Raw genomic sequence first — 25212 nt, 5'->3', positions numbered from 1 at the left:
CCCTCTTCACTTTTTTTCACCCCCCGCCTCGATCAGCGTCATCGTAGCGGCACGCTCCAACCATCCGCCCTGTGCATCCGGAACGATTTCGACCAGCTCCACCCCGCTTTCGCTGATCCGTGTAACCCTGCCGAAATTCCTGCCCATGTGATTGCCGGTCCGAACCCGGTGTATCGTGCCATCGGCGGCGCGCACCAGCGCCCACAGATTCCCGGACATCCGGACCGTCCCGACCATTTTCAAGGTGTCCAGTTCATAGCTCTCGAGCTGCTCCTTGCGGCGGGACAGATCGGGACGAATGCCGTTGTCCGCAGCCGCGGCCTCGGCTTCGTCGGGCTTGTCAATGGGCTTGAATGGGTCGTGAAGATCAGCCGGATTGAACAGGAACGGCGACACTGTCTTGATTTCCGGCAATGGCTCGACGTTGACTTTCTGGCGCGCTTTGATTTCGGCCACATAGCTCCTGAGGTCGGCCAATTCGTCCTCGGCGCAGCCGGACAAGAAGCCCAGCACCGCCAGCGCCGCGACGCTCTTCATCGGGACGGCCGAACCCGCCATCAACGCCGCCTGCGTTCGGCCGCCGACGAGGGCGGTACGGCGCCGTCGTCGAGATAGCGATAGGTCTTCACCAGCGCGGTCATGACCAATTCGGCATCCCCGGGCTTGGGGCCGCCGCCGTCGGCGGAACGCGAAGCGATCTTCACGTTATGGACGGTGACGATGCGGGGAAGCGAGGCCAAGCCACTGACGAAAGCGCCGAACTCCATGTAGGTCCCGACCACCCGGATCTCGATGGGGAGTTCGGCGTAGAAATCCTTCGAAACCTCCCCATCGGGCTTGAACAGTTCAAATTCGAGGCCGCTCGCCAGTCCGGTCTGGGACACGTCCACCAGCAGATCGGGTACCTGGGTGCGGTCGGGAAGCTGCCGCAGGAGATCGCCGAACGTCTTCTCGATGTCCGAAAGCTGCAGCTTGTATTCTTCGAGATTGACCGCCTTTTTCTGCTTGATCTCGAAAGTCTCCTTGAGTTCCTGCTCCCGGTGCTGCTGAGCATCCAGTTCGGCCAACTGGGCGCTGGTGTCGAGGTAATACCAGACGCCGGCAAGCACAGTGCTCAGCATAGCGATGACGGCAAGCTTGACCGGTGTCGGCCAGGACCCGGCATACTCGAGGTCCCAATTGATCTTCGCGAGATTCACGGCGCCTTATTGTCCGCCGGCAGAGAGTCTTCGCCAGTCCGGGTCTTGGGGCCCTGTTTCATCCGCAGGGTGAACCGGCTGCCCCTGTCCCTTTCCTTACCCCTCGCCTGTCCGTCCTGCTTGTTTTCAATGACCTCCAGAACCGGCTCGTACAGCCACTCCGATCCTTCCAGGTTGCGCATATAGGCGGAAACCCGGGCGTTGGACTGTGCCATGCCGTTGACCGTAACGGCGCGGTCCTCCTGGGTCAGATCCTGCAGGCGGACCCCCTCCGGCACCGTCCGCGCGATTTCGTCGAACAGATGCACTTCTTCCGGCCGGCTCAACTGCAATTGCTGGATGATTTCCATCTTGGCCACGAGCCGGCTCTTCTTGGTTTCCAAGTCCCGGATTTCGGCGATCTGGCGCTCCAGCGCGCCGATTTCCCCTTCGAGATACTGGTTCCGCCGGCTCTGGCTGTCGATGGCGGCGCCGATCTGCGTTCGGACCAGCAGCAGCATCGCCGCGGTCAGGGCAAGACCGAGCCCGGTCCAGATGGCGAACGCCTTTTGCCGTTCGCGCCTGAGAGCAGCACGCCAGGGCAGAAGGTTGATACGCGCCATCAGTCGAAGCTCCGCAACGCCAGACCGCACGCCAGCATCAAGGCCGAGGAATCGTAATTCAGGCGCTCCTGCCGCGCCCTCCCTGAAAAACTCATGTTACGGAAGGGATTTGCAACGACGGTTGGAACCTGCAACGCCGCCTCTACATAACGGTCGATTTCCTGAATCATGGCACAGCCTCCGGCCAGCACCACCGCATCGAAGCCGCACTGCGCCGTGGACGACAGATAAAACTGAAACGAGCGGCTGATCTGCTGCACGAGGGCATGCTTGAACGGCTCCAGCACTTCCTCGGCATAGTTGCCGGGAAGGCTCCCTTCCTTCTTCGCCAGACCGGCCTCCTCGTAGGTCAGGCCGTAACGGCGCTGAATCTCGTCGGTCAACTGCATGCCGCCGAAACCCTGTTCGCGGGTGTAGATGATGGAACCGCCGTGAATGACGTTGAGCGTGGTGGCCACGGCGCCCACATCGGCCACGGCTATCGCGCGGTCGCGCATGGACGGCGGAAGCTGGTCCCTGACCAGCTTGAAGGCGCGCTCGATGGCATAGGACTCCACGTCGACGATCTCGACACCGAGGCCCGCATTTTCCAGTACCGAAACCCGGTCTTCCACGTTTTCCCGGCGCGTAGCCACCAGCAGCACGTCCATCAGATCGGGATTCTTCAGGCTCTTTCCCAGCACCTCGAAATCCAGGCTGACCTCCTCCCTCGCATGAGGGATGTACTGGTCCGCCTCCAGCTCGATCTGCGCCTCGAGTTCGTCGCCCTCCAGGTTGGCGGGCAGGGTAAGGTGCTTGGTGATGACTACGGAGCCGGGCACCGCGACCACCGCGTGCCTGAGCGGGGTCCCCGACTGTTTGACCACGGCCCGAACCGCCGCCGACACGTTGTCCGGCTCGGCGATCGTATTGTCGACCACCGTGTTCCGGGGCAACGGCACGACGCCGTAGCTTTCCACCTGGTAGCCGCCGTCTTTTCTGCTCAACTCGAGCAGTTTGACCGCCGCCGCGCTGATGTCGATCCCCAGCAGGAGCGGTTTCTTCCTTCCGAAGCCCCACATGTCTGACAGTCACCCTAAAATTGAACGGGGCTCAGAAAGCCGCGGCATGCTACGGGAAAATACTACTGTTGATAATCAAGAATACCCAAAAACGGCACCTGCCGGAGTACAGAGCATGGCGATCGTCCGAAGCAGCCTGACGGGGCGGTTCGCTCCCTTGGGACAACTGGGGTATGATGCAGACCTTAATATAAAACCGTTCTTCATACAAAATCCTCTCCGGTGAAGGCCCGCCGTGCGCCGACGGGCCCCGCTGCCATCGCCGAAACCAACACTGTGGCAATTTTATCCCGAAAGCCCACAAGGCCCCGCTACTGGCTGGTGACGTTCGAAGTCCTTTTGGTCGCCACCCTGGTCATCGGCCTGGGACTGTTCGGCCTCTACCGCCACCTCGAGCCGCAACTGCCGGACATCGCGGTGTTGAAGGAAGTGCGCTATCAGATCCCGATGTCGGTTTATAGCCGGGACGGCAAGCTGATAGCACAGTTCGGCGAGAAGAAGCGCAGTCCGGTCGCCATCGGCGACGTGCCCCAGGACCTGGCCCACGCGTTCATCGCCGCCGAAGACGACCGCTTCTACGACCACGTCGGCGTAGACTACCAAGGCATCCTGCGTGCCGTGCTCACCTTCGCCAGGACTGGCGAAAAACGCCAGGGCGGCAGTACGATCACCATGCAGGTCGCGCGCAACTTCTTCCTGAGCAGCGAGAAGACCTTTCTCCGCAAGGTCAAGGAAATCATGCTGGCGGTCCGGATCGATTCCGAACTGCCCAAAGACCAGATTCTCGAACTCTATCTGAACAAGATCTATTTCGGCCAGCATGCCTACGGCATCGAGGCGGCGGCCCAGGTGTACTACGGCAAACACGTGGGTGAACTGGCCCTCGGCGAGATGGCTATGATAGCCGGCCTTCCCAAGGCGCCGTCCGCCTTCAACCCCGTCGCCAATCCCGAGCGGGCGCAGATTCGGCGCAACTACGTGCTGCGCCGAATGCGCAAGCTGCGTTTCATAACTGACGAGGCCTACCAGAAAGCCCTGAACGAGCCGATCACCGCCCGCATCCACACCCGCGCCATCGAGCTGGATGCCCCCTACGTCGCCGAGATGGTGCGGGCAGAGATGTACCAGCAATATGGCGAAGATGCCTACGAGAGCGGATACGCGGTATACACCACCATCGACAGCCATGCCCAGCAGGCAGCGGAATCGGCCCTGCAGTCGGGTCTGCGAAGCTACGACGAACGGCATGGCTACCGCAAGGCCAAGGTCCACATCGATCTCAAGCAGATCAAAGCCAAGTCCGCATGGAACCAAGTGCTGGAAGACGCGGGTCCTGCCGGAGACACCGTGCCGGCACTGGTGCTCACCGCCACCGACACGGCCGCGGGCCTCTACACGGCGAACCACGGCGAACCCGAACTGTCCTACGACGCCATCCGCTGGGCCAAGCCGTTCATCAGCGTGGACGCCCATGGAGCGCCGCCCAGATCGGTCAAGGAAGTGCTCAAACCCGGCGACGTCATCCGGATCCGCAAGGACGCCGAAGGCCGCTGGGTGCTGACCCAGATACCCAAGGTCCAGGGCGCGCTCGTCGAGTTGGACGCCGATAGCGGCGCCATCATCGCCGTCGCAGGCGGATTCGACTATCGTCTCAGCAAGTTCAACCGCGCCAGCCAGGGCCAGCGCCAGCCCGGCTCAGGCTTCAAACCCGTGGTGTATTCCGCCGCCCTGGATTCAGGCTTCACCCCTGCGAGCGTGGTCAACGATTCCCCCGTGTCCTTCCCAGATCCCGCCTCGCCCGGCGGGATCTGGAGGCCGCACAACTACTCGATGAAATATGCCGGCCCCACCCCGTTGAGGGAAGCCCTGGCCAAATCGCGCAATATGGTGTCCATCCGCCTCCTGCGCGCAGTAGGCTTGCCTAAAGTGATCGAGCTCGCCGAGAAATTCGGCTTCGCGCCGGACGAACTGCCCCGGTCGTTCACGCTCGCGCTGGGTTCCGGCACCGCCTCCCCGCTACGGATGGCCCAGGTCTATGCCGTTTTCGCCAACGGGGGCTACCGGGTCGACCCGTTCATCATCAGCCGCATCGAAACCCAGAACGGCCGGCTGCTGTATCAGGCCACACCAGCCATCGCCTGCCTGGACTGCGCCGACGGCAAATCCACGGCGAAGCGGGTGATCTCGGAAGAAGTGCATTACATGATGCACTCCATGCTGCAGGATGTGGTTCGCCGAGGCACTGCAACTAAGGCCCTCGAGCTCGGCCGGAGCGACTTGGCGGGCAAAACCGGCACCACCAATCAATATCGCGACGCCTGGTTCAACGGCTACGTGCCAGGCATCGTGACGATAGCCTGGGTCGGATTCGATTCGTACAAGACGCTTGGCGACAAAGAAACCGGCGGGCAGACAGCACTGCCCATCTGGACGGAGTTCATGAAGGAAATGCTGCGCGACGTTCCCGAGCGCAAATTTCCTCAACCTGCCGGGATCATGGCCGCACGGATCGACCCCGCGACGGGTAACAGGCTGCCCGCCAGCATCGCCGGCGGCATCGTGGACATGGTGCCACGGCCGACACCGCAACCCAACTTCGAAGCCACAATCGAAGAGCCCGAAGCAGCGTCGACTGAATCCCGGACCGATGCCTCAGACGGGACGGCACCGGAATCGGCCCCACCGGAAGATGAAGAAGTGGATGAAGCTCCGTCCCCTCCTCAGGCCGTGCGGCCGGCGGAGACGCCGAAGCCGATGGAATCCTTGTTTTGAAGACCGGAACCGAACGTGAAAACCAGGCAAAAGGCACGCTCTCATCTGGCATGGGCGGCCGCCCGGCTGATGGCCGAACAGGGCATCGACAACCCCCGGCAAGCGCTGGAGAAGGCTGCCGCAAGGCTCGGCCCGGCCGATAAGCGCCAGTTGCCGGAACCGGAGGAAGTCGACGCCGCCCTGATCGAATACAACAGGCTGTTCCGGCCCGCCGCTCAGAACGCCGAACTGGAGAGTCAGCGCGCTCTAGCGCTTGAGGCCATGGAGTTTCTCGCGGAATTCGATCCGCGCCTGACCGGCGCTGCACTGGATGGAACCGCCGGCCGGCACAGTGCAATCACGCTGCACGTGTTTGCGGATGCGCCGGAAGAAGTCATGCGCAAACTGCTCGACGCCCACGTGCCGTTCCGGGAAACCTCGTGCCGCTGCCGGATCCGGGGCGAGAACACGACGTTCCCCGCCCTGTCGTTCTTCGTGGACGAAACGCCGATGGATCTGTGCATCTTCCCGGCTACGGCGGCAGGGCGGGCGGCCTCCGCAGGAAACAGGGAAACCGCGGCGTCGATACGTGAGCTGCGCGCCATGCTCGGGAAACCCGCCGGCACAAGAAACTAAGGGGACGGGAGAAGCCGCCCCGCGAGAAGCGGCGGGCCGCCTGCCGCAATCAGGCGAACCGCCCTGCCCACTTTATTTTCAGCCGCGACCGTATTTACGGCGGAATTTGTCGACGCGGCCGGCGGTATCGACGATCTTCTGCTTGCCCGTATAGAATGGATGGCAGGCCGAGCAGACTTCCACCTGGAAATCCTTGCCGATCGTGGATTTGGTTTCAAAGGTGTTTCCGCAACTGCAGCTTACGGTCACTGTCGCGTATTCGGGATGAATGTCAGGCTTCATGGTACGAGGCTACTCCAAGGGGCTCGATCAGACGAAATCTGGCATGGTACTGTAATCGGACCACCGCAGCAAGCCGCAATCCCGGAACGCTCGCCTGACACTCCCATATCCCGTCGAACATCCCGACTCCACCTATGAAAATCATCACGCTGAATGCGAACGGCATCCGTTCTGCCGCGCGCAAGGGCTTCTTCGACTGGCTGCCGCGGCAAAACGCCGACGTGGTCTGCCTGCAGGAAATCAAAGCGCAGACCGCCCAGCTCAACGACGAACTGTTCTGGCCGGCAAACTATTCCTGCTATTACCTGGAGGCCGAGAAAAAGGGCTACAGTGGCGTGGCCCTGTATGCCCGCAAGGAACCGGACGAAGTGATCCAGGGCCTGGGCTGGGAAGACATGGATGCGGAAGGCCGTTATCTGGAAGCGCGGTTCGGCAATCTGAGCGTGGTTTCCCTCTACATCCCTTCCGGTTCGTCGAGCGAAGAACGCCAGGCCGTCAAGTTCAGCTTCCTGGACCGCTTTCTTCCCTTTTTGGACGACTGCGCCCGCTCCGGCCGGCAATACGTCTTCTGCGGCGACTGGAACATCGCGCACAAACCCATCGATCTGAAGAACTGGCGCTCGAACCAGAAAAACTCGGGATTCCTGCCGGAAGAGCGCGCCTGGCTGGACCGGGTGTTCGACGACAACGGCTGGGTGGACGCATTCCGCACCGTCAATCCCGAGCCCGAGCAATACACCTGGTGGTCCAACCGGGGCCAGGCCTGGGCCAAAAACGTGGGGTGGCGCATCGACTACCACGTCGTCAGCCCCGCCCTGCGCGACCTGATCCGCTCCGTAGCGATCTACAAGGACGAACGCTTCTCCGACCACGCCCCGCTCACCATCGATTATGACCTCGCCTTCTGAACCGGTTGTGCGCAGCATCCTGAGCGGCCGCATGCTGGCCGCGTTCGCCATGGGCTTCTACGGCGGTGCGCCCCTGCTGCTGACGGGCTCGGTATTGCTGGCCTGGATGAAGGACCGCGGTATCGATCTGACCACCATCGGCCTGTTCGCCCTGGTGGGCCTGCCGTACACCCTGAAATTCCTGTGGGCGCCGGTGTTCGACCGCTTCCACTGGCCACGGCTGGGCCGGCGGCGCGGTTGGCTGCTGCTGATGCAGCTTCTGCTGGCGGTGGCGATCGCCAGCCTCGCCGTATACGGCCCCGGCGCTTCCGCCCTCATGCTGGCGGGACTGGCGCTGGCCGTCGCCTTCTTCTCCGCGTCGCAAGACACCCTGATCGATGCCTACCGGCGGGAGAGCCTGCACGACCGTGAGCAGGGCCTGGGCGCCTCGCTCTACGTCAACGGCTACCGTCTGGGGATGCTGTTGGCCTCGGGCGGCGGCCTGATCCTGGCCGACTGGATCGGTTTTCCGGACATGTACGGCCTGATGGCCATCGTCATGGCCTCCGGCATCATGGTCACGCTCCTGCTGCCGGAGGCCGCCGCCGGGGAAGCCCACCCGAACAGCCTGAAGGACGCGGTGGTGCTGCCTTTCGTCGAGTTCTTCCGGCGCAGCGAGGCCATGTGGGTACTACTGTTCATCCTGCTGTACAAGCTGGGCGATACCGTGGCCGGGCAGATGACCACGCCGTTCTATTTGGAAATGGGCTTCAGCAAGACCGAGATCGGCGCGGTGGTCAAGCTGTTCGGCTTCTGGGCCACGGTGCTCGGCGGCCTAGCCGGCGGCGCGCTGATCCTGCGCTACGGCATCTACCGCACGCTGTGGCAGTTCGGCCTGCTGCAGCTCCTTTCCACTGCCGCCTTCGCCGTACTAGTGCACACCGGCCCGCAGTTGCCGGCCCTGACCGCGGTGATCAGCTTCGAGAACCTGTCCGCAGGCATGGGCACGGCAGCCTTCGTCGCCTTCATGGCCAACCAGACCGACCGCCGCTTCACCGCCACCCAATATGCGCTACTGTCCAGCCTGATGGGCGTGCCGCGCGTGATCGCCGCCGCCCCCTCCGGCTGGCTGGCCACGACCGTCGGCTGGCAGAACTTCTTCATCCTCTGCGCCCTGTTCGCCATCCCTGGACTGCTGGTCCTGCCCCGGTTCCGGACTTGGCTGGCCGACTGAAAACGCCTACCCCGGCCGTATCCGGAACCGCTCCAGACCGGCCATGCCTCCCCATTGCGGCAACCGGACCTCGGGCCCCTCGATGACGGCCAAAGGCGGGTCGCGGTCCGCCAGCGCGTTGATCCGCGCCCACAGGGTGATGTCGGTCCAGAACTGGGGCGGCGAATCAGCGGCTGCCGTGGCGGCGAAAATCGCCGCCGGGGTTTCGCAACCGGCACGGATCGCCTCGAGGGCCAGCCGCTCCAGACGCCCCAGCCCCGTCTCGTCCGGCTGTTCCGCGAGCCAGCGCCGCACTGCCGCCGGCACCCAGGGCAGCGGCGCATCGGCCTCCCGCCCCAACGCCTCGAACGCTTGCCGGTCCTGCAAAGCGAAGGCGCGACCGACCCGCTCGGCGAAGTCGAACTGGTCCGGCGTCACGGGCCGGCGCCGGGGATAGACCGAAGCCATCTGCTCCGGAGAAAGCTGGCCGAGCCCGTGATAGGGCTCGATGCCGGGAAACGCATCGACGCAGATCAACTCCGCAGCCCCCACTCCAGCAATGCGCAAGCAGGTCAGCACGTGGCAGAGCATGGACTGGTCGAACAAACAGGCATCGAACCAGAGCACCACGTGCATGGACAGCAGGGTTTTCAGCCTCGCATATTGCGTTTTCAGCGTCGGCAGGATGACAGCGCGGCTCAAGCCGCCACCGGTCGCGGCTTCGAGATAAGCCGCCCTGGCAGTCAGAATCTCTTCGTCCGGCCACCCAGGCAGGCGCGGGCCGTCGTAGAGAATGTCATGCCAGACGAAGACTTCGCCGGGGATGCCGCTCCTGGCGATCAGGTCCCCGGCGAGGTCGCCGCTGGTGATATGGAGAATAGCTGTCATCGGCTTTGTCTACGAAGGAGTTAGGCCGCAAGTATATGCCGTACCCTGCCCCCAGTTCAGTGCCGATCCCCCACCGGCGCCGCGAACGCATCCGACACCAGGGTCTGATTGTCCCCGCCGGTGAGGCTGGCGAGAAACTCGACGAGGGCATCCATTTCCTGCGCCGACAGCCCCAGCGGCCGGATCAGCGGGTCGAGGTTTTCGTTGGGCTCGCCGCCCTGGTTGTAGAACTCGACGACATCCCTCAGGCTGGCGAAGACGCCGTTGTGCATGTACGGCGCGGTGAGGGCGACGTTGCGCAGGGTGGGCGTACGGTATTTCCAGCGGTCGGCCGGGTTCTGGGTGATTTCGTAGCGCCCGAGGTCGCCGGGGGCGGGCTCGGCGACCTGGGCGAGGATTTTCGCGTCCACCTCGAAGGATACGCCCGGCGCCACCTGGACGCGCCGGCTGGCGGGCTCCTTGTTCATGCTGGCGCGGTAGCCGACGCCGGTGTTGTGCAGGGCGTCATCGGTGAACAAAGCATAGCGGTCTCCCTCCGTATGGCAGGCCGCGCAGCCGGCCTTGCCGGTGAACAGTTCGAATCCCTTGCGTGCGGCTTCCGACAGCGCCCCGCTTTCGTGTCCATAGCGCCAGCGGTCGAACGGCGAATCGCCCGATACCAGGACGCGCTCGTAGCCGGCCAAGGCCTGGCCGACGGTTTCCATGCCCGGACCGCGGCCGAAGGCCTGTTCGAACAGGCCGCGGTAATCCGGCAGCGACTTGAGCCTGTCCACCACGAAGCCGACGGAAGGGTTGCCCATCTCGTTGGCCGCCAGGAAAGGCCCCCAGACCTGGTTTTCCAGCGAAGATTCGCGGCCGTCGTGGAACAGTTTCGTCAGATAGGCGACGTTGTAGAGCGTCGGCGCATTGCGCCGGACCGTGCGCCCCTCGATGCCGATCGCCGTGGCCTGCTCCTGGCTGGTGAATCCCTGCTCGGGGATATGGCACATGGCGCAGGAGAAGGTCTGGTTGAGCGAGAGGCGGCGGTCGTAGAACAGCTTGCGCCCCAGGGCGATCCGGGCGGGAGTCAGCGGGTCGTCTGCCGGCACGGGCAGTTTCGGCAGTCCCAGCACCGGCCGTTGCGCCCGCTGGAACAGATCGGCCGGCCGGCCACGGCGCGCGTCCAAGGCCAAGGCGTGGGTCTCATAAGCCGGGCTGGCATAGCCGGTCTTGTCATCGCCGGCCCGAAGCGGCGGGGATGCCACCTGTCTGCCTCCGGCCACCGGCGCCGGGGCTTCCTGCAGCAGGGTCTTCACATCCGCCAGCACCAAATCCGGATGCAGCACCGAAACCGTATAGATGTTGCGAATCCGTTTTTGCCCATCGATCAGGAACACCCGCAGCAGATGGGAATACTTGCCGGTGGAGCGTCCATCCGCGTCGTATTCCTTCTGCACAGACTGGCCGTAGGCTTCCAGAATCGGCTGAAGTTCGGCCTCAGAGCGCGTGGTGAGGAAATGCCAGTCCACCCCTCCGTCGCGGAAGCCCTCGCCGTAGCGACGCATGGCCTCGGGCGTGTCGTGCTCCGGATTGAAGCTCAGGGTGAGAAGGCGAAGCCGGCCGGCCAGCTCCGGCTCCGATTTCAAGGCATTCCTGAGCTTCTGGAACACCGCCGTCGCCAAGGGGCAGCCGTTGACGTCGTCACAGGTGGAATAGATGAAGCCGAGCAGGACGATGCGGCCGTCGTACAGAGCATTAAGCCTGACCGGCTGCCCGTCGGAATCCAACGCCGCGCCGTCCGCCGCCGAACCCAAAACTGGGAGCTTGTAGCTGCCCGGTTCTGGCGCGGAGAACGGCAGGTCGCGGTAGCCAGGCGCCAGTTCGCCGGCGAGAACCGGCGCCGCCGACAGCAGCGCTGGAACCAGCCAGGCCAGGAGCCGGCACGAAAGGGGAATAAGGTTCACGCCGGAAACTTCCGGTGACGAAGACTCATTCCGCCCTGGCCTGCACCACGCGGTTTCCGTCGCCCGCCGGCCCCGCATAAAGCGCCCGCGCCCCGAACCTCATCTGGTGCGGACGCCCCAGCTTCTCGGCGTAAAAGTCGATGGCGAACTGCTCCTTCAGCTCCTTGCCGTCCCAGTGGTAAAGCTTCAGGAATTGCTCGTTGTCCTTGCCCTTCTTGTCCCAGTTGGCCAGGAGCGAGGAGGTGTAGTACAGCCGCTGGCCGTCCCAGCTCGAGGACACCATGTTGACCTGGGCGCCGATGGTTTTTTCGTAGACCTGCCTGGGGTGGTGCGGATCGCTGATGTCGAACAAACGGGTCTTGCCGTCCATGAAGGTATTCACCCACAGCCGGGTGTCGTCATTGGAGATGGAGATGTCGACCGGCAGCGGCACCTTTGCCGGCTCGCCGATGTCGGCGACGGCCTTGGCCTGCCACTCGCCCTTGGCATCCTCGTAAATCAGCCAGATCTGCGAGGTGAGCGCCGTGCTGGTGAAGCAGTAATTGTGGGCTTCGCCCCAGGCGCAGCGGATTTCCAGCGGCGCGCCGGGCACGTCGAAGACCTTCTTCGGCTGCTTGGTGAGCAGATCCCAGGCCACCACGGTGTTGCCGAAATGCTTCATGGCCTCGGGGTCCGCCAGCATCTTGCCGAAGTCCATCATGTAATTGTTCCAGCCGGTGAAAGATGAGGTCACCAGCAAATTCTTGCGAGGCAGAGCGCGTACGTCGTAGTTGTAGCCATCGGCATGCTTGCCGGTCTTGATCGCCCCGCGCAGGTCGCCGTCGGTCGGGATCCAATGGGTGGCGGCGTATTCGCCGGCATTGGTGTATTCCACCAGCGCCGTGCGGCCGCCGTGGTCCTTGTTGTTGGAAAGCCCCGTGATGAGCATGCGTCCCGGCAGGGCGTACAAGGTGTGCGGCCCGACCACGCCGCCGCTCTTTTCCACGAAGTCGGTGATGGTCTTCGAGAGGACAGGCTTGGCAGAATCGCTGTGCACGTCGAACACGAAGATCTTGCTGGTATCGAGCCCGCCGGCCCAGAGGTACCGGCGGTCGTCGGTGAAGTCCGAATGATGGGCCTCGTTGCGTCCGCCCACCGATAGCGTGCTCACCACCTTGCCGTACTGAGGCGATTTCGGGTTGGCGTCGACGGTGACCAGTTTGTCCTGCTCGTCACCGATGCCTTCCGCCCCCAGGGTCCAGACGTAGACGTAATCCTCCTGGCCGGTGATTTTCTTCATGTAGGGCGAGGCGCAGGTTTCATCGGCCCTCACGCCGGCCGGTGCCGCGAGCGCCAAGGCCAAACCCGAAACCAGGGCTCGCAAAGCGAAGCGCGCAGATGTTGTTGAAAAAACGGATGTCTTCATGGCATAACCTCATTCTTCTCTGTTATATGACCGGTCGTCTCGAAATGGCTCAAAAAATTTTTCAGGCTCGGAAATAACCCTCCAACAGGTTGCGGCAACATTCTTCCAGCGGGCGGACGGACTGTTCGACCTTCATCCGCAGCAAGGCGCCCTGCCAGGCGTCGACGAGGCAATCGGCCAGGTCTTCGGCAGCCCGATCGCGCCGGAACGCGCCTTCGCTCTGGGCACGGGCGATGCCTTGCGCCAGCTTGTCCCGATAACGGTGCAGCACCTCCCGCAGTGCCTCACGGCAGGTATCGCTGGTGTCCCCGATCTCGCCCATCAGGTTGCCCAGCAGGCAGCCTCCCTTGAACTGCCGGCGGCCGGCTTCTTCGATCAGTGCACGGAAATACGCCTGCAGGGCTTGGGCGCCGTTCAGTGCGGAATTCCGGAGATGGCCGTCGAGTTGCAGGATGAAAGGCTCGATATAGTGCCGGATCACCTCGGCGCCGAATTCTTCCTTGCTGGCAAAGTAGTTGTAGAACGACCCCTTCGGCACACCCACGCTGTTCAGTATGTCCTGCAGTCCGGTGCCGTGGTAGCCTTGCTCCATGAGCAAAGCCACGCCTTCGTTCAGCAGCCTTTCCCGGGTGAGTTGTTTGGTCGCGGTTTTCGCCATGGCAAAATAATACGACCGGTCGTCTTAATTTGGCAAGCATGCAGACTTGACCCGATGCCGCAATTTGCCTGCCTGAGAATGTGGCGATCCTTGCACACCACAGCGAAAAAATTCACCACTACAGGAGTCAGAACCTCGTGAATCACCTCATCAAGAGTACCCTCAAACTCTGCATCTTCCTGGCGATGGCCTTCGGCACCGCCGCCCGCGCGGACGACTTCGACCAGCTCAAAGCGACGACGCCGGTCCAGCGAGCCTCGGCCCAGACCGAGTACATGAAGAGCCATCTGGCCCTGACGGATGCCCAGATGCCCAAGATCGCCGCCATCAATCAAAAATTCGCCGAACAGATGGAACCCGTGATTAAGAGCGCCGACGGCGGCCTCGGCAAAATGCTCAAAGCCAAGGCGATCCAGGAAAACAAGGATGCCGAGCTGCAGCAGGTACTGACGCCCGATCAGTTCGAGCGCTTTATTTCGTCCAAGGACGAAATGCGCGAGGCGGTGAAGCGGGTTCTGCTGAAAGACTGAACAACCGTTCTGCGACTTTTGGCCACCGATGCCGATTCCACGGCGCCCGTCATCCGGCCCATTCGAGTCTTATCGTTGGCGTTGGCGCTTGCGCATCAAGGCTTCCGCTCCGCCTCGATACGCTTGAGCAAAGAAAACAGGTCGCTGCGGGTGGATAGGACGATGGTGGCGTCGCGGTCGATGATCCTGCGGTAGGTCTCCATGCTCTTGAGGAAACGGTAGAACTCGGCGGCCTCGGGGCGCTGGGTGTAGGCCTTGGCGTAGATCTCGGTGGCCTTGGCATCGGCTTCGCCGACGATCTCCTGGACCCGTTTGTAGGCGGTGGACGCGATCTCGTTGATGTCGCGCTCCTTGTTGCCGGCGATGCGGGCGGCCTCGCCTTCCCCTTCCGACCGGAAACGCTGGGCGATCTGCAGGCGCTCGCTGATCATGCGCTGGTGGATGCGCTCCAGCACCTCCGGATTGTAGTTGAGGCGCTTGAAGCGCACGTCGAGCAGCTCGATGCCGAATTCCGCCAGCTTGGGGGCCGCACTCTCGAACACGTCTTTCTCGATCTGCTGCCGCCCGACTCGGATCGGGCGCAGCCCCACCTCCGGCAACTGGGCGGCCAGGCCTTCGTCCCGCAAAGGCTGGCGCTCCTTGTCGCTGCGCACGACTTCGATCAGCTCGTGCCGCGCGATGGCGGTGCGGGTTTCGCTGCCGAGGATGTCTTCCAGCCGCGACTGGGCGCTGCGTTCGTCCCGCAGCCGCAGGTAGTAGCGCATGGCGTCGGTGATCCGCCAGCGGGCGAAGGTGTCGACCTGGATGTAGGTCTTATCCTTGGTGGACATCTCGACCATGGGGCCGTCCCAGGCCAGGTAGCGCTTGTCGAAGCGGTTGACCTGCTGGACGAAGGGCAGCTTGAAGTGGAGGCCGGGTTCGGTGATCGGCTCGCCCACCGGACGGCCGAACTGGGTGACTATGACCTGCTCGGTCTGGTCGACGGTGTAAGCGGACAGATACAGCGCCAGCAGCACCAGCGCGGCCACGAGGGAAACCCAGTGTCTTGCGGCGATCATCGCTTTTCCTCCTGCATGGCGGTCGGCAGGGGCAGCATCGGCAATATCTGCTGCACTGTTTCGTCGACCACGATCGACTGCTTGGCTTGGGGCAGCACATCGCCCATGGTTTCGAGGTAGAGCCGGGTGCGCGTCACCTCCGGCGCCTTGACGTACTGCTCCAGCACGGCACTGAAGGCCGCAACATCGCCTTCCGCCTCGTTGATCCGCTTGAAACGGTAGCCTTCCGCCGCCCGGATCTGCTGGTCGGCCTCGCCGCGGGCACGGGGCACCGCCTTGTTGTATTCGCCGTTGGCGAGGTTGATGACGTTTTCGCGGTCCTGCTGGGCCCGGTTGACTTCGTTGAAGGAAGGCTGGACCGGCTCCGGCGGATTGACGTTCTTGAGCTGCACCTGGCTGATGGAGACGCCCAGGTGATAAAGCTCGGCCAGCGCACGCATTCGCTGGAGCGAGGTTTCTTCGATCTCCTGCCGGCCGATGGTGATGATTTCGTCCACCGTACGGTCACCGACCACGGCACGCATGACGGACTCTGAAATATCGCGCAGGGTGAGGCCGGGATCGCGCACCGCGAACAGGTAGTCCTGCGGCTCGGTGATACGGTACTGAACGATCCACTCCACCAGCGCCGCATTCAAATCGCCGGTGACCATGGAGCGCTCCTTGCCGGGCTCCAGGCCGACCTGGTCCGGATTGGTCGCGCCCGTCGTGGCGAACCCGAACTCCAGCTTGAGCTGGCGCTGTGTCGGCACGGCGATGACGCTGTCGATGCCGTAAGGCAGCTTGAAATGGAGACCCGGCGGAACCTTGTGGATGTACTTGCCGAACCGGAGCACCACGCCTTCGGATTCGGCCGGGATCGTGTAGTAGGCGGTCCACAGCCCCATGAGCGCCAAGACGATCAGGACGATGCGGGCGGGAGAAGCCGGCAGCGAGTTGGGGAGTGGCTTGGCGATACGCCCCCAGGGTGAGTTCGAATTTTCCATATCGGCTCCTTGTCTATTCGAGCAGCCGGGCAAACGGCTCGAGTCAGTCCGCTTGAAGCTCGATGGCACCGCTCACGTTGACTTCAACCTTCTGCGTGCCGGCCTCGATCGGTACCGGCGCAGCGGCGTCCGCAGCCATGGCGCGCATGCCCAGCGCCATCGGCCGGACCGGCGGACCGCCGGTATCGACCCGCAGGGCGACGATCCGGTAGCGGCTGCGGCCCAGTTCCCGGGTCACCAGTTCGGCCCGTTGGCGGAACGCCCCCAGCGCTTCTTTGATCAAGCCGTCTTCGGCTTCTTTCCGCTTCTGGGGGGAGGTTTCGTAACCGACGGATTCGAGATGAAGCTGCTGTTGAAGCTCCCCCAGCAGGCCGCCGAGCTTGCCGGCATCGGTGCTTTCCAGCCGGATCGACTGCTTCACCCGCCAGCCGCTGATGCGCTCCTTCTGGTAGACCGGCGACGTCTGGTAACCGACGGTTTGCACCTTGATCTCCGGCACCTGCTTGACCCGCTCGACCGCCCTGGCGACGGCACTGTTGACCTCGGCGGCCAGGGCCGCGGCTTTGGGGCCTTCCATCTCGCTGGACAGCACGGCGAAGAGGATGTCGTTCTGCACATCGCCCTCAGCCTCGGACGATATATCGATTCGGTCGTAAGTCAATGGCGCCCGCTCGTCCGCATGCACGGCGGACAGGGCCGACAACGCCAGCAGAAAACCCAAAACCCGGATTCGCGCATTCACGGCAAGTTCCCCCTTGAACAGGTTTCGATCACGACGCCCCCGCAGGTTCGGGGAAAGGCAGTATGCTGCAAGACACCGCGGATTGCACCGCTTGCCTCCCGCGGACCGTTTAAGGGATCATCGAACCCCACCCTCACCCACTTCCGGAAGTGACGCTATGAAGCAACTCCTGCGTGGCATGACACGCGCCCTGCTGCCGGTTGCACTCGGCCTGATCCTGGCCGCCTGCGAAAACAAAGTGACCCGCGAGAACTACGACAAGCTCGCCATCGGCATGGAATATTCTAAGGTCGTCGAACTGCTGGGCGAGCCGGAGAACTGCCAGTCCGTGGTTTCGGTCAAGAGCTGCGTCTGGGGCAAGGAACCCAAAACCATCAGCGTGCAGTTCATGGGCGAGAAAATACTGTTCTACTCGAACACCGGCCTCTGAATGGCTTGCCCCAAAGACCCATGGCCGGGAATCGCCCGGCCGTATCTGCTCGCATGCGCGATCTTCGGGCTGTGGCCGGCTGGCGCTGAAGCGGCCGGGCTGGCGGAACAGCTCGCCGCATTGGCGCAGGAACACGGATTCTCGATCGAAGGGCTCGACCGTTTGAGCGCCGAACCGGGCCGCATCGCCGAAGGCGACATCAAAGACAGCCTCAAGGCGCTATTGCAGGGTTACAATTACATCCTGATGGAGAGCCGGCCGGGGCAGATCGAGCGGGTGGTCATCACCGGCACCGCACGCAGCGGAGGGAAACCGCCGCCGAGTTCGACCATCCCCACTCTTCGCATCGGCGTCCATCACCAGGTGGAAGCCATCCTCGTCGGCCCGAACGGGGTTCCTCAGACGGTATCCGTCCTGGTCGACACAGGCGCATCGACCGTAGTGCTGCCGACCTCGATGATCACCACCCTGGGATTCGACGCCGAAAGGCTTGCCGCAGGCATCAGCCAGACCGCGAGCGGCCAGGTCCACACCAAGACCGGCATGCTTCCCTCCGTCACCGTCGGCCCCGCCTCCGCCGAGAACGTCCCGGTCAGTTTCATCGCCGACAAACGACTGAACGGCGCGATGCTGCTGGGTATGAGCTATCTGAACCGATTCCGCGTCACCATCGACGACGAACACAACGAGATCGTGCTGCTGGCAAAATAGCCCGCCTCACTGGCCGGAGCGCGCCATCGCCAACAGGGCCGCCCTCACTTCGGCCGGCGTCGACGCCGGGGCGGGAAAGGCGAAACGCACCACCCTGGAACCCACCCGGAGATGGAATCCCTCCCCGTCGATCCCGACCATGGCCGGTTCGGTGCCGGCTTCGACGGCAACGCTGGCCGCATCGCAATACCGGCACATCGCCTGGCGGTGGTCGGCGTTCATATGCTCCAGCATCGCCCTTTCCTCCTCCGCACCGAAGGGGTTGGACAGCAGCACCCGTTCCGGCGACAGCCAATGAATCCGGCCGAAGCCGCCGATATAGCGCAGGCGCACCGGCGCCAGCCGGTAGAAGGCGAAGGAATGGGTGTTTTGGAAACGGCGGGCGTCCGGGAAAAAGGAGAAATAACGCTCGGCGGCATCCACTTCGTCCTCGGGCACGGGCTGCGCGTCGGCGAGCAGGGTCAACCGGCCGTTTGTCTGCACGTCCCCGACGCTGCGGTCGAGCACGATCAGCGAGACCTTCGGGTTCGCCTGGATGTTCCGGGTGTGCTGGGCGATGCTGGCAATGTAGATGACTGGCGCACCGCCCCGATCCAGGCAGTACGGCATCACCGAGCCGAAGGGATATCCCGGCATGTCTGCCGAATGCGTGGAAAGCACGCCGTCATATGCCTGATTCAGCAGCGCGCGCGCTTCCGTTCCGATTTCGTCCAATTCCGCCATGTTTTTCCTCGATCAATCCTGTCGCTCACCCATTTTCACAAGGTAAGGATAACTCTGTGCGAGATCTACGAAAGCATGCCCCGTATCACCCGCTCGTATTCCGGGAAATAACGCCCGATCAGGGAAAGCTCGAACTGGCGGAGGATGCTGAGATTCGGCTCGCGTTCGAGCAGGAAGTCGAAGGAGCGGCGCACCAGCATCTCGACCGGCACCCCGCCCGCCAGCTTGGCCGCATAGGACGGGTCCACCGTCACGGTGTGCGAAGTCATAGCGGCGTCCTCCACCACCACTTCGAAGGTCGAATCGTCGCATCGGGTAACGGTCACTTTAGCCATGAGACTCCACAAATCGGTTCGACGCCAAAAGTCCCAACGATAGCAGAAAGGCCACGCCTGCCGAAAGCGCAGCCCATATAGTACAATGCAAGGTTTTCAACGGATTACCGCCATGCGCGAACTCAATCCTCTCTACAATCAAATCAAAGACCTCAAGAGCCGCCAGGATGCTCTTAGGGGGTATCTTTGACTTCGACATCAAGCAGGAACGCCTGACCGAAGTCCTGCGCGAACTGGAAGACCCAAAGATCTGGGACAACCCGGAACGCGCCCAGGCGCTCGGCAAAGAGCGCACCCAACTGGAAGGCGTGGTCAACCGGCTGAACGAGATTGCGGCCGGCGTCAGCGATGCGGAGGAGCTGCTCCAGCTCGCGGTCGAGGAAGACGACGAGGACAGCGTCGAATCGGTCGCCACGGACCTGGCTCACTATGAGGATGTCGTCGCCGAAATGGAGTTCCGCCGCATGTTCTCCGGCGAAATGGACCCGAACAGCGCGTTCCTGGACATCCAGGCCGGTTCCGGCGGCACCGAGGCCCAGGACTGGGCCCAGATGCTGGAACGCATGTACCTGCGCTGGGGCGAACGCAAAGGCTTCAGGACCGAACTGGTGGAAGAATCCGCCGGCGACGTCGCCGGCATCAAGAGCGCGACCATCCGCTTCGAGGGCGAATACGCCTATGGCTGGCTGCGCACCGAAACCGGGGTGCACCGGCTGGTGCGGAAATCGCCGTTCGACTCCGGCAACCGCCGCCACACCTCGTTTTCCTCGGTGTTCGTCTCGCCTGAAATCGACGACAACATCGACATCGACATCAACCCGGCCGACCTGCGCACCGACGTTTACCGCGCCAGCGGCGCCGGCGGCCAGCACGTCAACCGGACAGAGTCGGCAGTGCGCATCACCCACGTCCCCTCCGGTGTCGTGGTGCAATGCCAAAGCCAGCGTTCCCAGCACGCCAACCGCGACTGGTGCATGAAGCAGTTGCGCGCCAAGCTGTACGAAATGGAGATACAGAAGCGCAATACCGAGAAGCAGAAGCTGGAAGATTCCAAGTCCGACATCGGCTGGGGCAGCCAGATCCGGTCCTACGTGCTGGACCAGTCCCGCATCAAGGATCTGCGCACCAACGTGGAAACCGGCAATCCCCAGGCAGTGCTCGACGGCGACCTGGACCTGTTCATCGAAGCCAGCCTGAAGAGCGGCCTGTAAAGACATGAGCGAACTGCAAGACGAAAACAAACTGATCGCGCTGCGCCGGGAAAAGCTCGCTGAACGGCGGCAGGCCGGCGTCGCCTTCCCCAACGACTTCCGCCGCGACACTCTGGCTGCAGAGCTGCACGAGCGTTTCGGCGAGGAAACGGCGGAAGCGCTGGAGAGCCTTCCCGTGACGGCAAAGCTGGCGGGCCGGCTGATGGGCAAACGCATCATGGGCAAGGCCAGCTTCGCCCATATCCAGGACATGTCCGGCCGCATGCAGATATTCCTGCAGCGGGACGCCCTGGCGGAAGGCGTCTACGAGGACTTCAAGGGCTGGGACATCGGCGACGTGGTTGGCGTGGAAGGCACGGTGTTCCGCACCAAGACCGGCGAGCTGTCGGTGAAAGCCACTGGCATCCGCCTGCTCACCAAGTCGCTGCGCCCACTGCCCGAGAAGTTTCACGGACTGACTGATGCCGAGACCTGCTACCGCCAGCGCTACGTGGACCTCATCATGAACGAGGACTCGCGCCGGGTGTTTCAGCTCCGCAGCGCCATCGTGCGCTATATCCGCGAATTCCTGAGCGAGCGCGGCTTCATCGAGGCCGAAACGCCGATGATGCAGGTGATCCCCGGCGGTGCCCGCGCCAAGCCCTTCGTCACCCATCACAACGCCTTGGGGTTGGACCTGTACCTGCGGATCGCCCCGGAGCTTTACCTCAAGCGGCTGGTGGTGGGCGGCTTCGAGAAAGTATTCGAGATCAACCGCAGCTTCCGCAACGAGGGCTTGTCCACCCGGCACAATCCCGAGTTCACGATGATCGAGTTCTATCAGGCCTATGCCGATTACCGCGACCTGATGGACCTGACCGAAACGCTGATGCGGGGGATTGCGCTGAGCCTGCTGGGCGGCACCGTCGTTACCCATCAAGGCAAGGATTACGACCTGGGACAGCCGTTCCGGCGCATGACGGTGCTGGAATCGATCCTGCATCACAACCCGGATATTCGGGCTGAAGAGCTGGCCGATCGCGAAAACGCCGCCTGCATCGCAGCGCGACTGGGCATCCCAGTCGCCGCAGGCGACGGACTCGGCAAGATCCAGACCGAAATCTTCGAGAAAACCGTGGAAGACCGGCTGGACGAACCGACCTTCATCACCGCCTATCCGGCCGAGGTCTCTCCTCTGGCCCGGCGCAACGACGACAACCCGTTCGTCACCGACCGCTTCGAATTCTTCGTAGGCGGGCGCGAGCTGGCGAACGGATTTTCCGAGCTCAACGATCCGGAAGACCAGGCCGAGCGCTTCCGCAAGCAGGTGGAGGACAAGGCCGCGGGCGACGAAGAAGCCATGCACTACGACGCCGACTACATCCGCGCGCTCGAATACGGCTTGCCGCCCACCGCCGGCGAAGGCATCGGCATCGACCGCTTGGTGATGTTCTTCACCGACTCGCCTTCCATCCGCGACGTGATCCTGTTTCCCCACATGCGGCCGGAATCAAATCAAACCATTCGGGTTGATGACTCCAGGAGGCCTGAAGCCGAGTCGGCAAATCAAATAGTGAGCTCTTGATCTACGGGCCTAAAGCCGTAGCAGTTCTCCATCCCACCCAATCAGGCACAAGCCTAAGCACACTAAGAGCCCCGAAATATCAGGGGCTCTTTCAGCTTTACGTCACCGGCCCACCGCTACCGACCACAGAACGCCGACTCTAACTGGACGAGCGAACTACTCCTCGGCCGGAGTCAGCAGCTTTCCGTCCTTGTCCAGCAGCGGGACGTGGTATTTCTTGAGCAGCGCTTCGATGTCTGTGGCCTTCTTGTCGATAAGCGCTTCCAGCTGCTCTTTCCGCGCCTTATCTGGAATCCGGACCCCTATCGACATCGGAAAATCGAAGCGCACCCCCTCCTCGGACTGCATGGGAATCATGGCGAAGGTGCCCGCCTTGTTGTGATAAACCAGGTAGCCCGCCATCGGCCCCCAGACGATCGCCATGTCAATCTTGCCGGCGAGCAGTTCCTTCTCTACCGTCTGCGTGGTGTTGATTGTTGCGTCCGCAGTCATCGACTGGTAAGGGACACCTTGCTCCACCAGCTTGTGCTTGAGTAGCCATGTCGTAGCCGGCGAGCCGTCGAACATCGCGATCCGAAGTTTCGCCTTTCGCTCCGGAGGCAGCGCATCCAGATGCGCGGCTGAATGAATGTCGTCCCAACCCTTCTTCTTGACGTAAACCAAGGCATAGGTAGATCGGTAGTACGGCTTGGTGGTTGCGGCCTGATCGTAACCCGCAGGCAAGCCCATCACCACGTCGCACTTGTATTCTTCCGAGTCCGGCTCCTTGGCCTTCAGCGTGTTGCGGATGAACCCCATCCGCTGCGGAAACCAAGTGTAGACGAGGTTCTTGTCCAGTTCCTTGGCGAACAACTCGGCAATCTTGTTCTCGAACCCGCCGCCCTTCTGATCGGAATACGGCGGGTTGTTGGGATCGGCACATACTTTGAACGCGTCGCCGCCCGCCTGCGCGGTGGCGGTTGTGACGAGCCAGGCAAACCCGGCCAAAATCAGACCTGTCTTTTTCATCATATCGTCGTGACCCGAAATAAGAGCTCGTGGCCGAGCGGCCACCTAGGCGATTGTGTCACCGTTTGCATCCGGCACAAACAAAAATGCCCCGGATCGGGTGACCGATCCGGGGCATTCATCCGCCGGCCGAAGCCGGCGCTCAGCTCATGGAACCAGACCGGTTCTTAGGGCAGAGTGAACACGGTGAACACACCGCCCAGCTTGGTATGGCTGCTCAGGCCCTTGTAGGCGCCGACTGCGCCCAGACCTTCGGTGTCGCCTTCCAGCCCGGCTGCCATGCCCACACCGGCCCAACCACCGATGCCGGACAGAACACCTATGTACTGCTTGCCGTTGTAGGTCCAGGTGTTGACGTTGCCGATGACACCCGACGGCGTCTTGAACCGGTACAGTTCTTCACCGGTCTTGGCGTCACGCACCTTCAGGTAACCTTCCAGGGTACCGTAGACGACGACGTCGCCAGCGGTCGAGAGCATGCCGCTCCACAGGGAGAACGGTTCGTCGATCTGCCAGGCGATGTTGCCGGTCGCCGGGTCCCAGGCGGTGAAGGAACCCATGTGGTTGCCAGACTCCTTCTCGCCGGTCTTCACGTTGGCCTTCGCCGGGAAGATGTTCAGCGTAGCGCCGACATACGGCTGACCCGCAGTGTATTCGACCTCGAACGGCTCATAGTTCATGCAGGTATGGTTACCCGGAATGTAGATGAGCTTGGTCCGCGGCGAATAGGTAACCGGCGGCTCGTTCTTGGCACCCATTGCCGAGGGGCAGATGCCTTTGGTGTCGACATCCTGGCCGCCGTGCTGGGTGGAATACTTCGGATTGACCTGCGGACGGCCGGTCTTCATGTCGACGTGAGTCGCCCAGTTGACGGCCTTGTCGAACTTCTCGGCCACCAACAACTCGCCGGTGACACGGTCCAGGGTGTAGCCGAAGCCGTTACGGTCGAAGTGGGTCAGCAGCTTGGAGTGCTTGGAACCGTCCTTCGCGGTCATTTCCTGGTCGACCAGCATCATTTCGTTGATACCGTCGTAGTCCCATTCGTCGTGCGGGGTCATCTGGTAGACCCACTTGGCTTCGCCGGTATCGACGTCGCGGGCCCAGATGGTCATCGACCACTTGTTGTCGCCGGGACGCTGCACGGGGTTCCAGGTGCTCGGGTTACCCGAACCGTAATAGACCAGGTTCAGGTCCGGATCGTAGCTGTACCAGCCCCAGGTGGTGCCGCCGCCAATCTTCCACTGGTCGCCCTGCCAGGTCTTCAGCGACGAGTCCTTGCCGACCGGCGCCATCTTGCCGTCGGTCCAGGTCATGGTGGTTGCGGGATCCAGGCCCACTTCGTCGTCCGGCCCCATGCTGAACTTCTTCCAGGCCAGACTCCCATCCTTGATGTTGTAAGCGGCCAGGAAGCCGCGCACGCCGAATTCACCGCCGGAGATACCCGTCAGGACCTTGTCCTTGACGACCAGCGGTGCGTTGGTGGAAGTCATGCCCAACTTCGGATCGCCATTCTTGACTTTCCAGACGACCTTGCCGGTCTTGGCGTCGAGGGCGACCAAGGTGGCGTCGCCTTGTCCCAGGAAGATCTTGCCGTCGCCATACGCCAGACCGCGGTTGACCACGTCGCAGCACATCACGGAAATGACCTGCGACTGATCGGTGCCCTTATCGGCCGAATAGACGTATTCCCACAGCACGGACTGGGTCGCCTGATCCAAGGCGTAGACCTTGTGAGGATACCCGGTGTGAATGTAAATCACGTCGTTGACGACGAGCGGACCGCCTTCATGGCCGCGCAGCATGCCGGTGGAGAACGTCCAGACCGGCTGCAGGTGCTTGGCGTTCTTGAAATTAATCTGGTCCAGCGTGCTGTAACGCGTGCCCGCGTAGTTGCCACCCCAAGTCGCAAAGTTCTTCGGATCCTTGGTGAGTGCTTCCACTTCGGCGTTCGCGAAAGAGACCCCGGGTACTGCCAGCAACGATGCAATGGAACTCGCGATGAGCCAGCTTTTCACGGGTTTTTTCATCTTGTTTCCTCCTGGTATCTGCGTCCGCAGAATACGTCTTGTTAGTGAAAAAATTTCCGAAAACTCTAGGGAGGACGGCGGCCGGTATCGCCGGAATTTTTCCCGGTAAAAGGCATGAAAATGCCCCGTCCAGCCCGTCTGGACGCGTAAGGTGAAGGATTTCGCCATAAAAGTCAACCTGAAGACAGACCCGGGAAATGCACCCGGAAGCCGCGTCTTTCGTGGGTTTGACCCGCAACCGGACCGGGCCGAGCGCGTCAATTCGCCACGCTCGGCCGGAACCGGGACAGTTGAACATCGCAGCGCCGACGGGGAAAATGCCAGAACGCTATTGTCAGGTATTTTTCACTCCTTACAGAGGA

25 protein-coding genes are annotated in these 25212 nt (G+C 62.6%); 9 read left to right on the top strand and 16 right to left on the bottom strand.

Annotated features, from left to right (window positions below):
• Window positions 1–6 precede the first annotated feature (6 nt).
• Genes OOT43_RS14460 through OOT43_RS14445 form a run of 4 tightly spaced genes read right to left on the bottom strand, consistent with a single transcriptional unit; the run spans window position 7 to window position 2862 of the window.
• Window positions 7–558, bottom strand: coding sequence for a pilus assembly protein PilP (locus OOT43_RS14460; RefSeq protein ID WP_266021272.1), 552 nt, complete (start codon window positions 556–558; stop codon window positions 7–9).
• Window positions 558–1199, bottom strand: coding sequence for a type IV pilus inner membrane component PilO (gene pilO / locus OOT43_RS14455; RefSeq protein ID WP_266021271.1), 642 nt, complete (start codon window positions 1197–1199; stop codon window positions 558–560). The genes OOT43_RS14460 and pilO overlap by 1 nt, the downstream gene beginning before the upstream one ends.
• A complete protein-coding gene (locus tag OOT43_RS14450) occupies window positions 1196–1801 on the bottom strand; it encodes a PilN domain-containing protein (protein ID WP_266021270.1) in 606 nt (201 codons plus the stop codon). The genes pilO and OOT43_RS14450 overlap by 4 nt, the downstream gene beginning before the upstream one ends.
• The gene (locus tag OOT43_RS14445) at window positions 1801–2862 is read right to left on the bottom strand and encodes a pilus assembly protein PilM (RefSeq protein ID WP_266021269.1); all 1062 of its coding nucleotides are present in this window, start codon (window positions 2860–2862) and stop codon (window positions 1801–1803) included. The genes OOT43_RS14450 and OOT43_RS14445 overlap by 1 nt, the downstream gene beginning before the upstream one ends.
• A 276-nt stretch (window positions 2863–3138) precedes the next feature.
• Here OOT43_RS14445 and OOT43_RS14440 point away from each other — a divergent pair, with 276 nt between their 5' ends.
• Both OOT43_RS14440 and OOT43_RS14435 read left to right on the top strand, forming a co-directional pair.
• Window positions 3139–5634 carry a penicillin-binding protein 1A gene (locus OOT43_RS14440; protein ID WP_266021268.1) on the top strand — a complete coding sequence of 832 codons (2496 nt, stop codon included), beginning with the start codon at window positions 3139–3141 and terminating at the stop codon, window positions 5632–5634.
• 15 nt (window positions 5635–5649) lie between these two features.
• Window positions 5650–6249, top strand: a complete 600-nt coding sequence (locus tag OOT43_RS14435; protein ID WP_266021267.1) for a hypothetical protein — start codon at window positions 5650–5652, stop codon at window positions 6247–6249.
• Between the two features lie 78 nt (window positions 6250–6327).
• On the opposite strand, the gene rpmE is transcribed toward OOT43_RS14435, so the two are convergent.
• The gene (gene rpmE / locus OOT43_RS14430; RefSeq protein ID WP_266021266.1) at window positions 6328–6531 is read right to left on the bottom strand and encodes a 50S ribosomal protein L31; all 204 of its coding nucleotides are present in this window, start codon (window positions 6529–6531) and stop codon (window positions 6328–6330) included.
• Between the two features lie 134 nt (window positions 6532–6665).
• Here rpmE and OOT43_RS14425 point away from each other — a divergent pair, with 134 nt between their 5' ends.
• Together OOT43_RS14425 and OOT43_RS14420 are read left to right on the top strand one after the other, a co-directional pair.
• Complete coding sequence (locus OOT43_RS14425; protein WP_266021265.1) at window positions 6666–7439, top strand: exodeoxyribonuclease III; 774 nt, start codon at window positions 6666–6668, stop codon at window positions 7437–7439.
• The gene (locus OOT43_RS14420) at window positions 7423–8652 is read left to right on the top strand and encodes an AmpG family muropeptide MFS transporter (protein ID WP_266021264.1); all 1230 of its coding nucleotides are present in this window, start codon (window positions 7423–7425) and stop codon (window positions 8650–8652) included. The genes OOT43_RS14425 and OOT43_RS14420 overlap by 17 nt, the downstream gene beginning before the upstream one ends.
• Before the next feature lie 6 nt (window positions 8653–8658).
• Here the strand turns inward: OOT43_RS14420 and OOT43_RS14415 are convergent, their stop codons facing one another.
• The 4 genes from OOT43_RS14415 to OOT43_RS14400 form a co-directional block, all read right to left on the bottom strand.
• On the bottom strand, window positions 8659–9519 hold the full coding sequence (locus OOT43_RS14415; RefSeq protein WP_266021263.1) for a hypothetical protein: 861 nt from the start codon (window positions 9517–9519) through the stop codon (window positions 8659–8661).
• Between the two features lie 56 nt (window positions 9520–9575).
• The gene (locus tag OOT43_RS14410; protein WP_266021262.1) at window positions 9576–11462 is read right to left on the bottom strand and encodes a cytochrome c peroxidase; all 1887 of its coding nucleotides are present in this window, start codon (window positions 11460–11462) and stop codon (window positions 9576–9578) included.
• Window positions 11463–11487: 25 nt separating this feature from the next.
• Window positions 11488–12867, bottom strand: a complete 1380-nt coding sequence (locus OOT43_RS14405) for a methanethiol oxidase (protein ID WP_266021261.1) — start codon at window positions 12865–12867, stop codon at window positions 11488–11490.
• A 61-nt stretch (window positions 12868–12928) separates the two neighbouring features.
• A complete protein-coding gene (locus tag OOT43_RS14400) occupies window positions 12929–13525 on the bottom strand; it encodes a TetR/AcrR family transcriptional regulator (RefSeq protein WP_266021260.1) in 597 nt (198 codons plus the stop codon).
• Between the two features lie 137 nt (window positions 13526–13662).
• Here OOT43_RS14400 and OOT43_RS14395 point away from each other — a divergent pair, with 137 nt between their 5' ends.
• A complete protein-coding gene (locus OOT43_RS14395) occupies window positions 13663–14055 on the top strand; it encodes a hypothetical protein (protein ID WP_266021259.1) in 393 nt (130 codons plus the stop codon).
• Between the two features lie 95 nt (window positions 14056–14150).
• On the opposite strand, the gene hflC is transcribed toward OOT43_RS14395, so the two are convergent.
• The 3 genes from hflC to OOT43_RS14380 are packed head-to-tail and all read right to left on the bottom strand — an operon-like array spanning window position 14151 to window position 16841.
• The gene (gene hflC, locus OOT43_RS14390) at window positions 14151–15113 is read right to left on the bottom strand and encodes a protease modulator HflC (protein WP_266021258.1); all 963 of its coding nucleotides are present in this window, start codon (window positions 15111–15113) and stop codon (window positions 14151–14153) included.
• Complete coding sequence (hflK, locus tag OOT43_RS14385; RefSeq protein WP_266021257.1) at window positions 15110–16099, bottom strand: FtsH protease activity modulator HflK; 990 nt, start codon at window positions 16097–16099, stop codon at window positions 15110–15112. The genes hflC and hflK overlap by 4 nt, the downstream gene beginning before the upstream one ends.
• Window positions 16100–16142: 43 nt before the next feature.
• Window positions 16143–16841: an SIMPL domain-containing protein gene (locus OOT43_RS14380; protein WP_266021256.1), complete on the bottom strand. Its 699-nt coding sequence runs from the start codon at window positions 16839–16841 to the stop codon at window positions 16143–16145.
• A gap of 157 nt (window positions 16842–16998) precedes the next feature.
• Between OOT43_RS14380 and OOT43_RS14375 the strand changes: the two genes are divergently transcribed.
• Both OOT43_RS14375 and OOT43_RS14370 read left to right on the top strand, forming a co-directional pair.
• The gene (locus OOT43_RS14375; RefSeq protein WP_266021255.1) at window positions 16999–17271 is read left to right on the top strand and encodes a DUF3862 domain-containing protein; all 273 of its coding nucleotides are present in this window, start codon (window positions 16999–17001) and stop codon (window positions 17269–17271) included.
• Entirely contained in the window at window positions 17272–17982 is a 711-nt protein-coding gene (locus tag OOT43_RS14370) for a retropepsin-like aspartic protease family protein (protein WP_266021254.1), read from the top strand.
• 6 nt (window positions 17983–17988) lie between these two features.
• Here OOT43_RS14370 and OOT43_RS14365 read toward each other — a convergent pair whose 3' ends face one another.
• Window positions 17989–18705: a HugZ family pyridoxamine 5'-phosphate oxidase gene (locus OOT43_RS14365; RefSeq protein ID WP_266021253.1), complete on the bottom strand. Its 717-nt coding sequence runs from the start codon at window positions 18703–18705 to the stop codon at window positions 17989–17991.
• Window positions 18706–18770: 65 nt separating this feature from the next.
• A complete protein-coding gene (locus tag OOT43_RS14360; protein WP_266021252.1) occupies window positions 18771–19040 on the bottom strand; it encodes a hypothetical protein in 270 nt (89 codons plus the stop codon).
• 112 nt (window positions 19041–19152) lie between these two features.
• On the opposite strand from OOT43_RS14360, the gene prfB reads away from it, so the two are divergent.
• Window positions 19153–20251, top strand: a protein-coding gene (gene prfB, locus OOT43_RS14355) for a peptide chain release factor 2 (protein WP_266021251.1) whose coding sequence is annotated in 2 segments (ribosomal slippage) — window positions 19153–19227 and window positions 19229–20251 — 1098 coding nt in all. Because the reading frame shifts where the segments join, the coding sequence is not laid out codon by codon here.
• 4 nt (window positions 20252–20255) lie between these two features.
• Window positions 20256–21815: a lysine--tRNA ligase gene (gene lysS, locus OOT43_RS14350; protein WP_449406823.1), complete on the top strand. Its 1560-nt coding sequence runs from the start codon at window positions 20256–20258 to the stop codon at window positions 21813–21815.
• Between the two features lie 156 nt (window positions 21816–21971).
• On the opposite strand, the gene OOT43_RS14345 is transcribed toward lysS, so the two are convergent.
• Both OOT43_RS14345 and OOT43_RS14340 read right to left on the bottom strand, forming a co-directional pair.
• Window positions 21972–22826, bottom strand: a complete 855-nt coding sequence (locus tag OOT43_RS14345) for a substrate-binding domain-containing protein (protein WP_394358062.1) — start codon at window positions 22824–22826, stop codon at window positions 21972–21974.
• A gap of 164 nt (window positions 22827–22990) precedes the next feature.
• Window positions 22991–24850 (bottom strand): methanol/ethanol family PQQ-dependent dehydrogenase, encoded by a 1860-nt coding sequence (locus OOT43_RS14340; protein WP_266021249.1) that lies wholly within the window; start codon window positions 24848–24850, stop codon window positions 22991–22993.
• Window positions 24851–25212 lie beyond the last annotated feature (362 nt).

The sequence above is a fragment of the Methylococcus mesophilus genome, assembly GCF_026247885.1.
Taxonomy (GTDB): Bacteria; Pseudomonadota; Gammaproteobacteria; order Methylococcales; family Methylococcaceae; genus Methylococcus; species Methylococcus mesophilus.
This window is presented reverse-complemented; position numbering and strand designations above follow the sequence as displayed.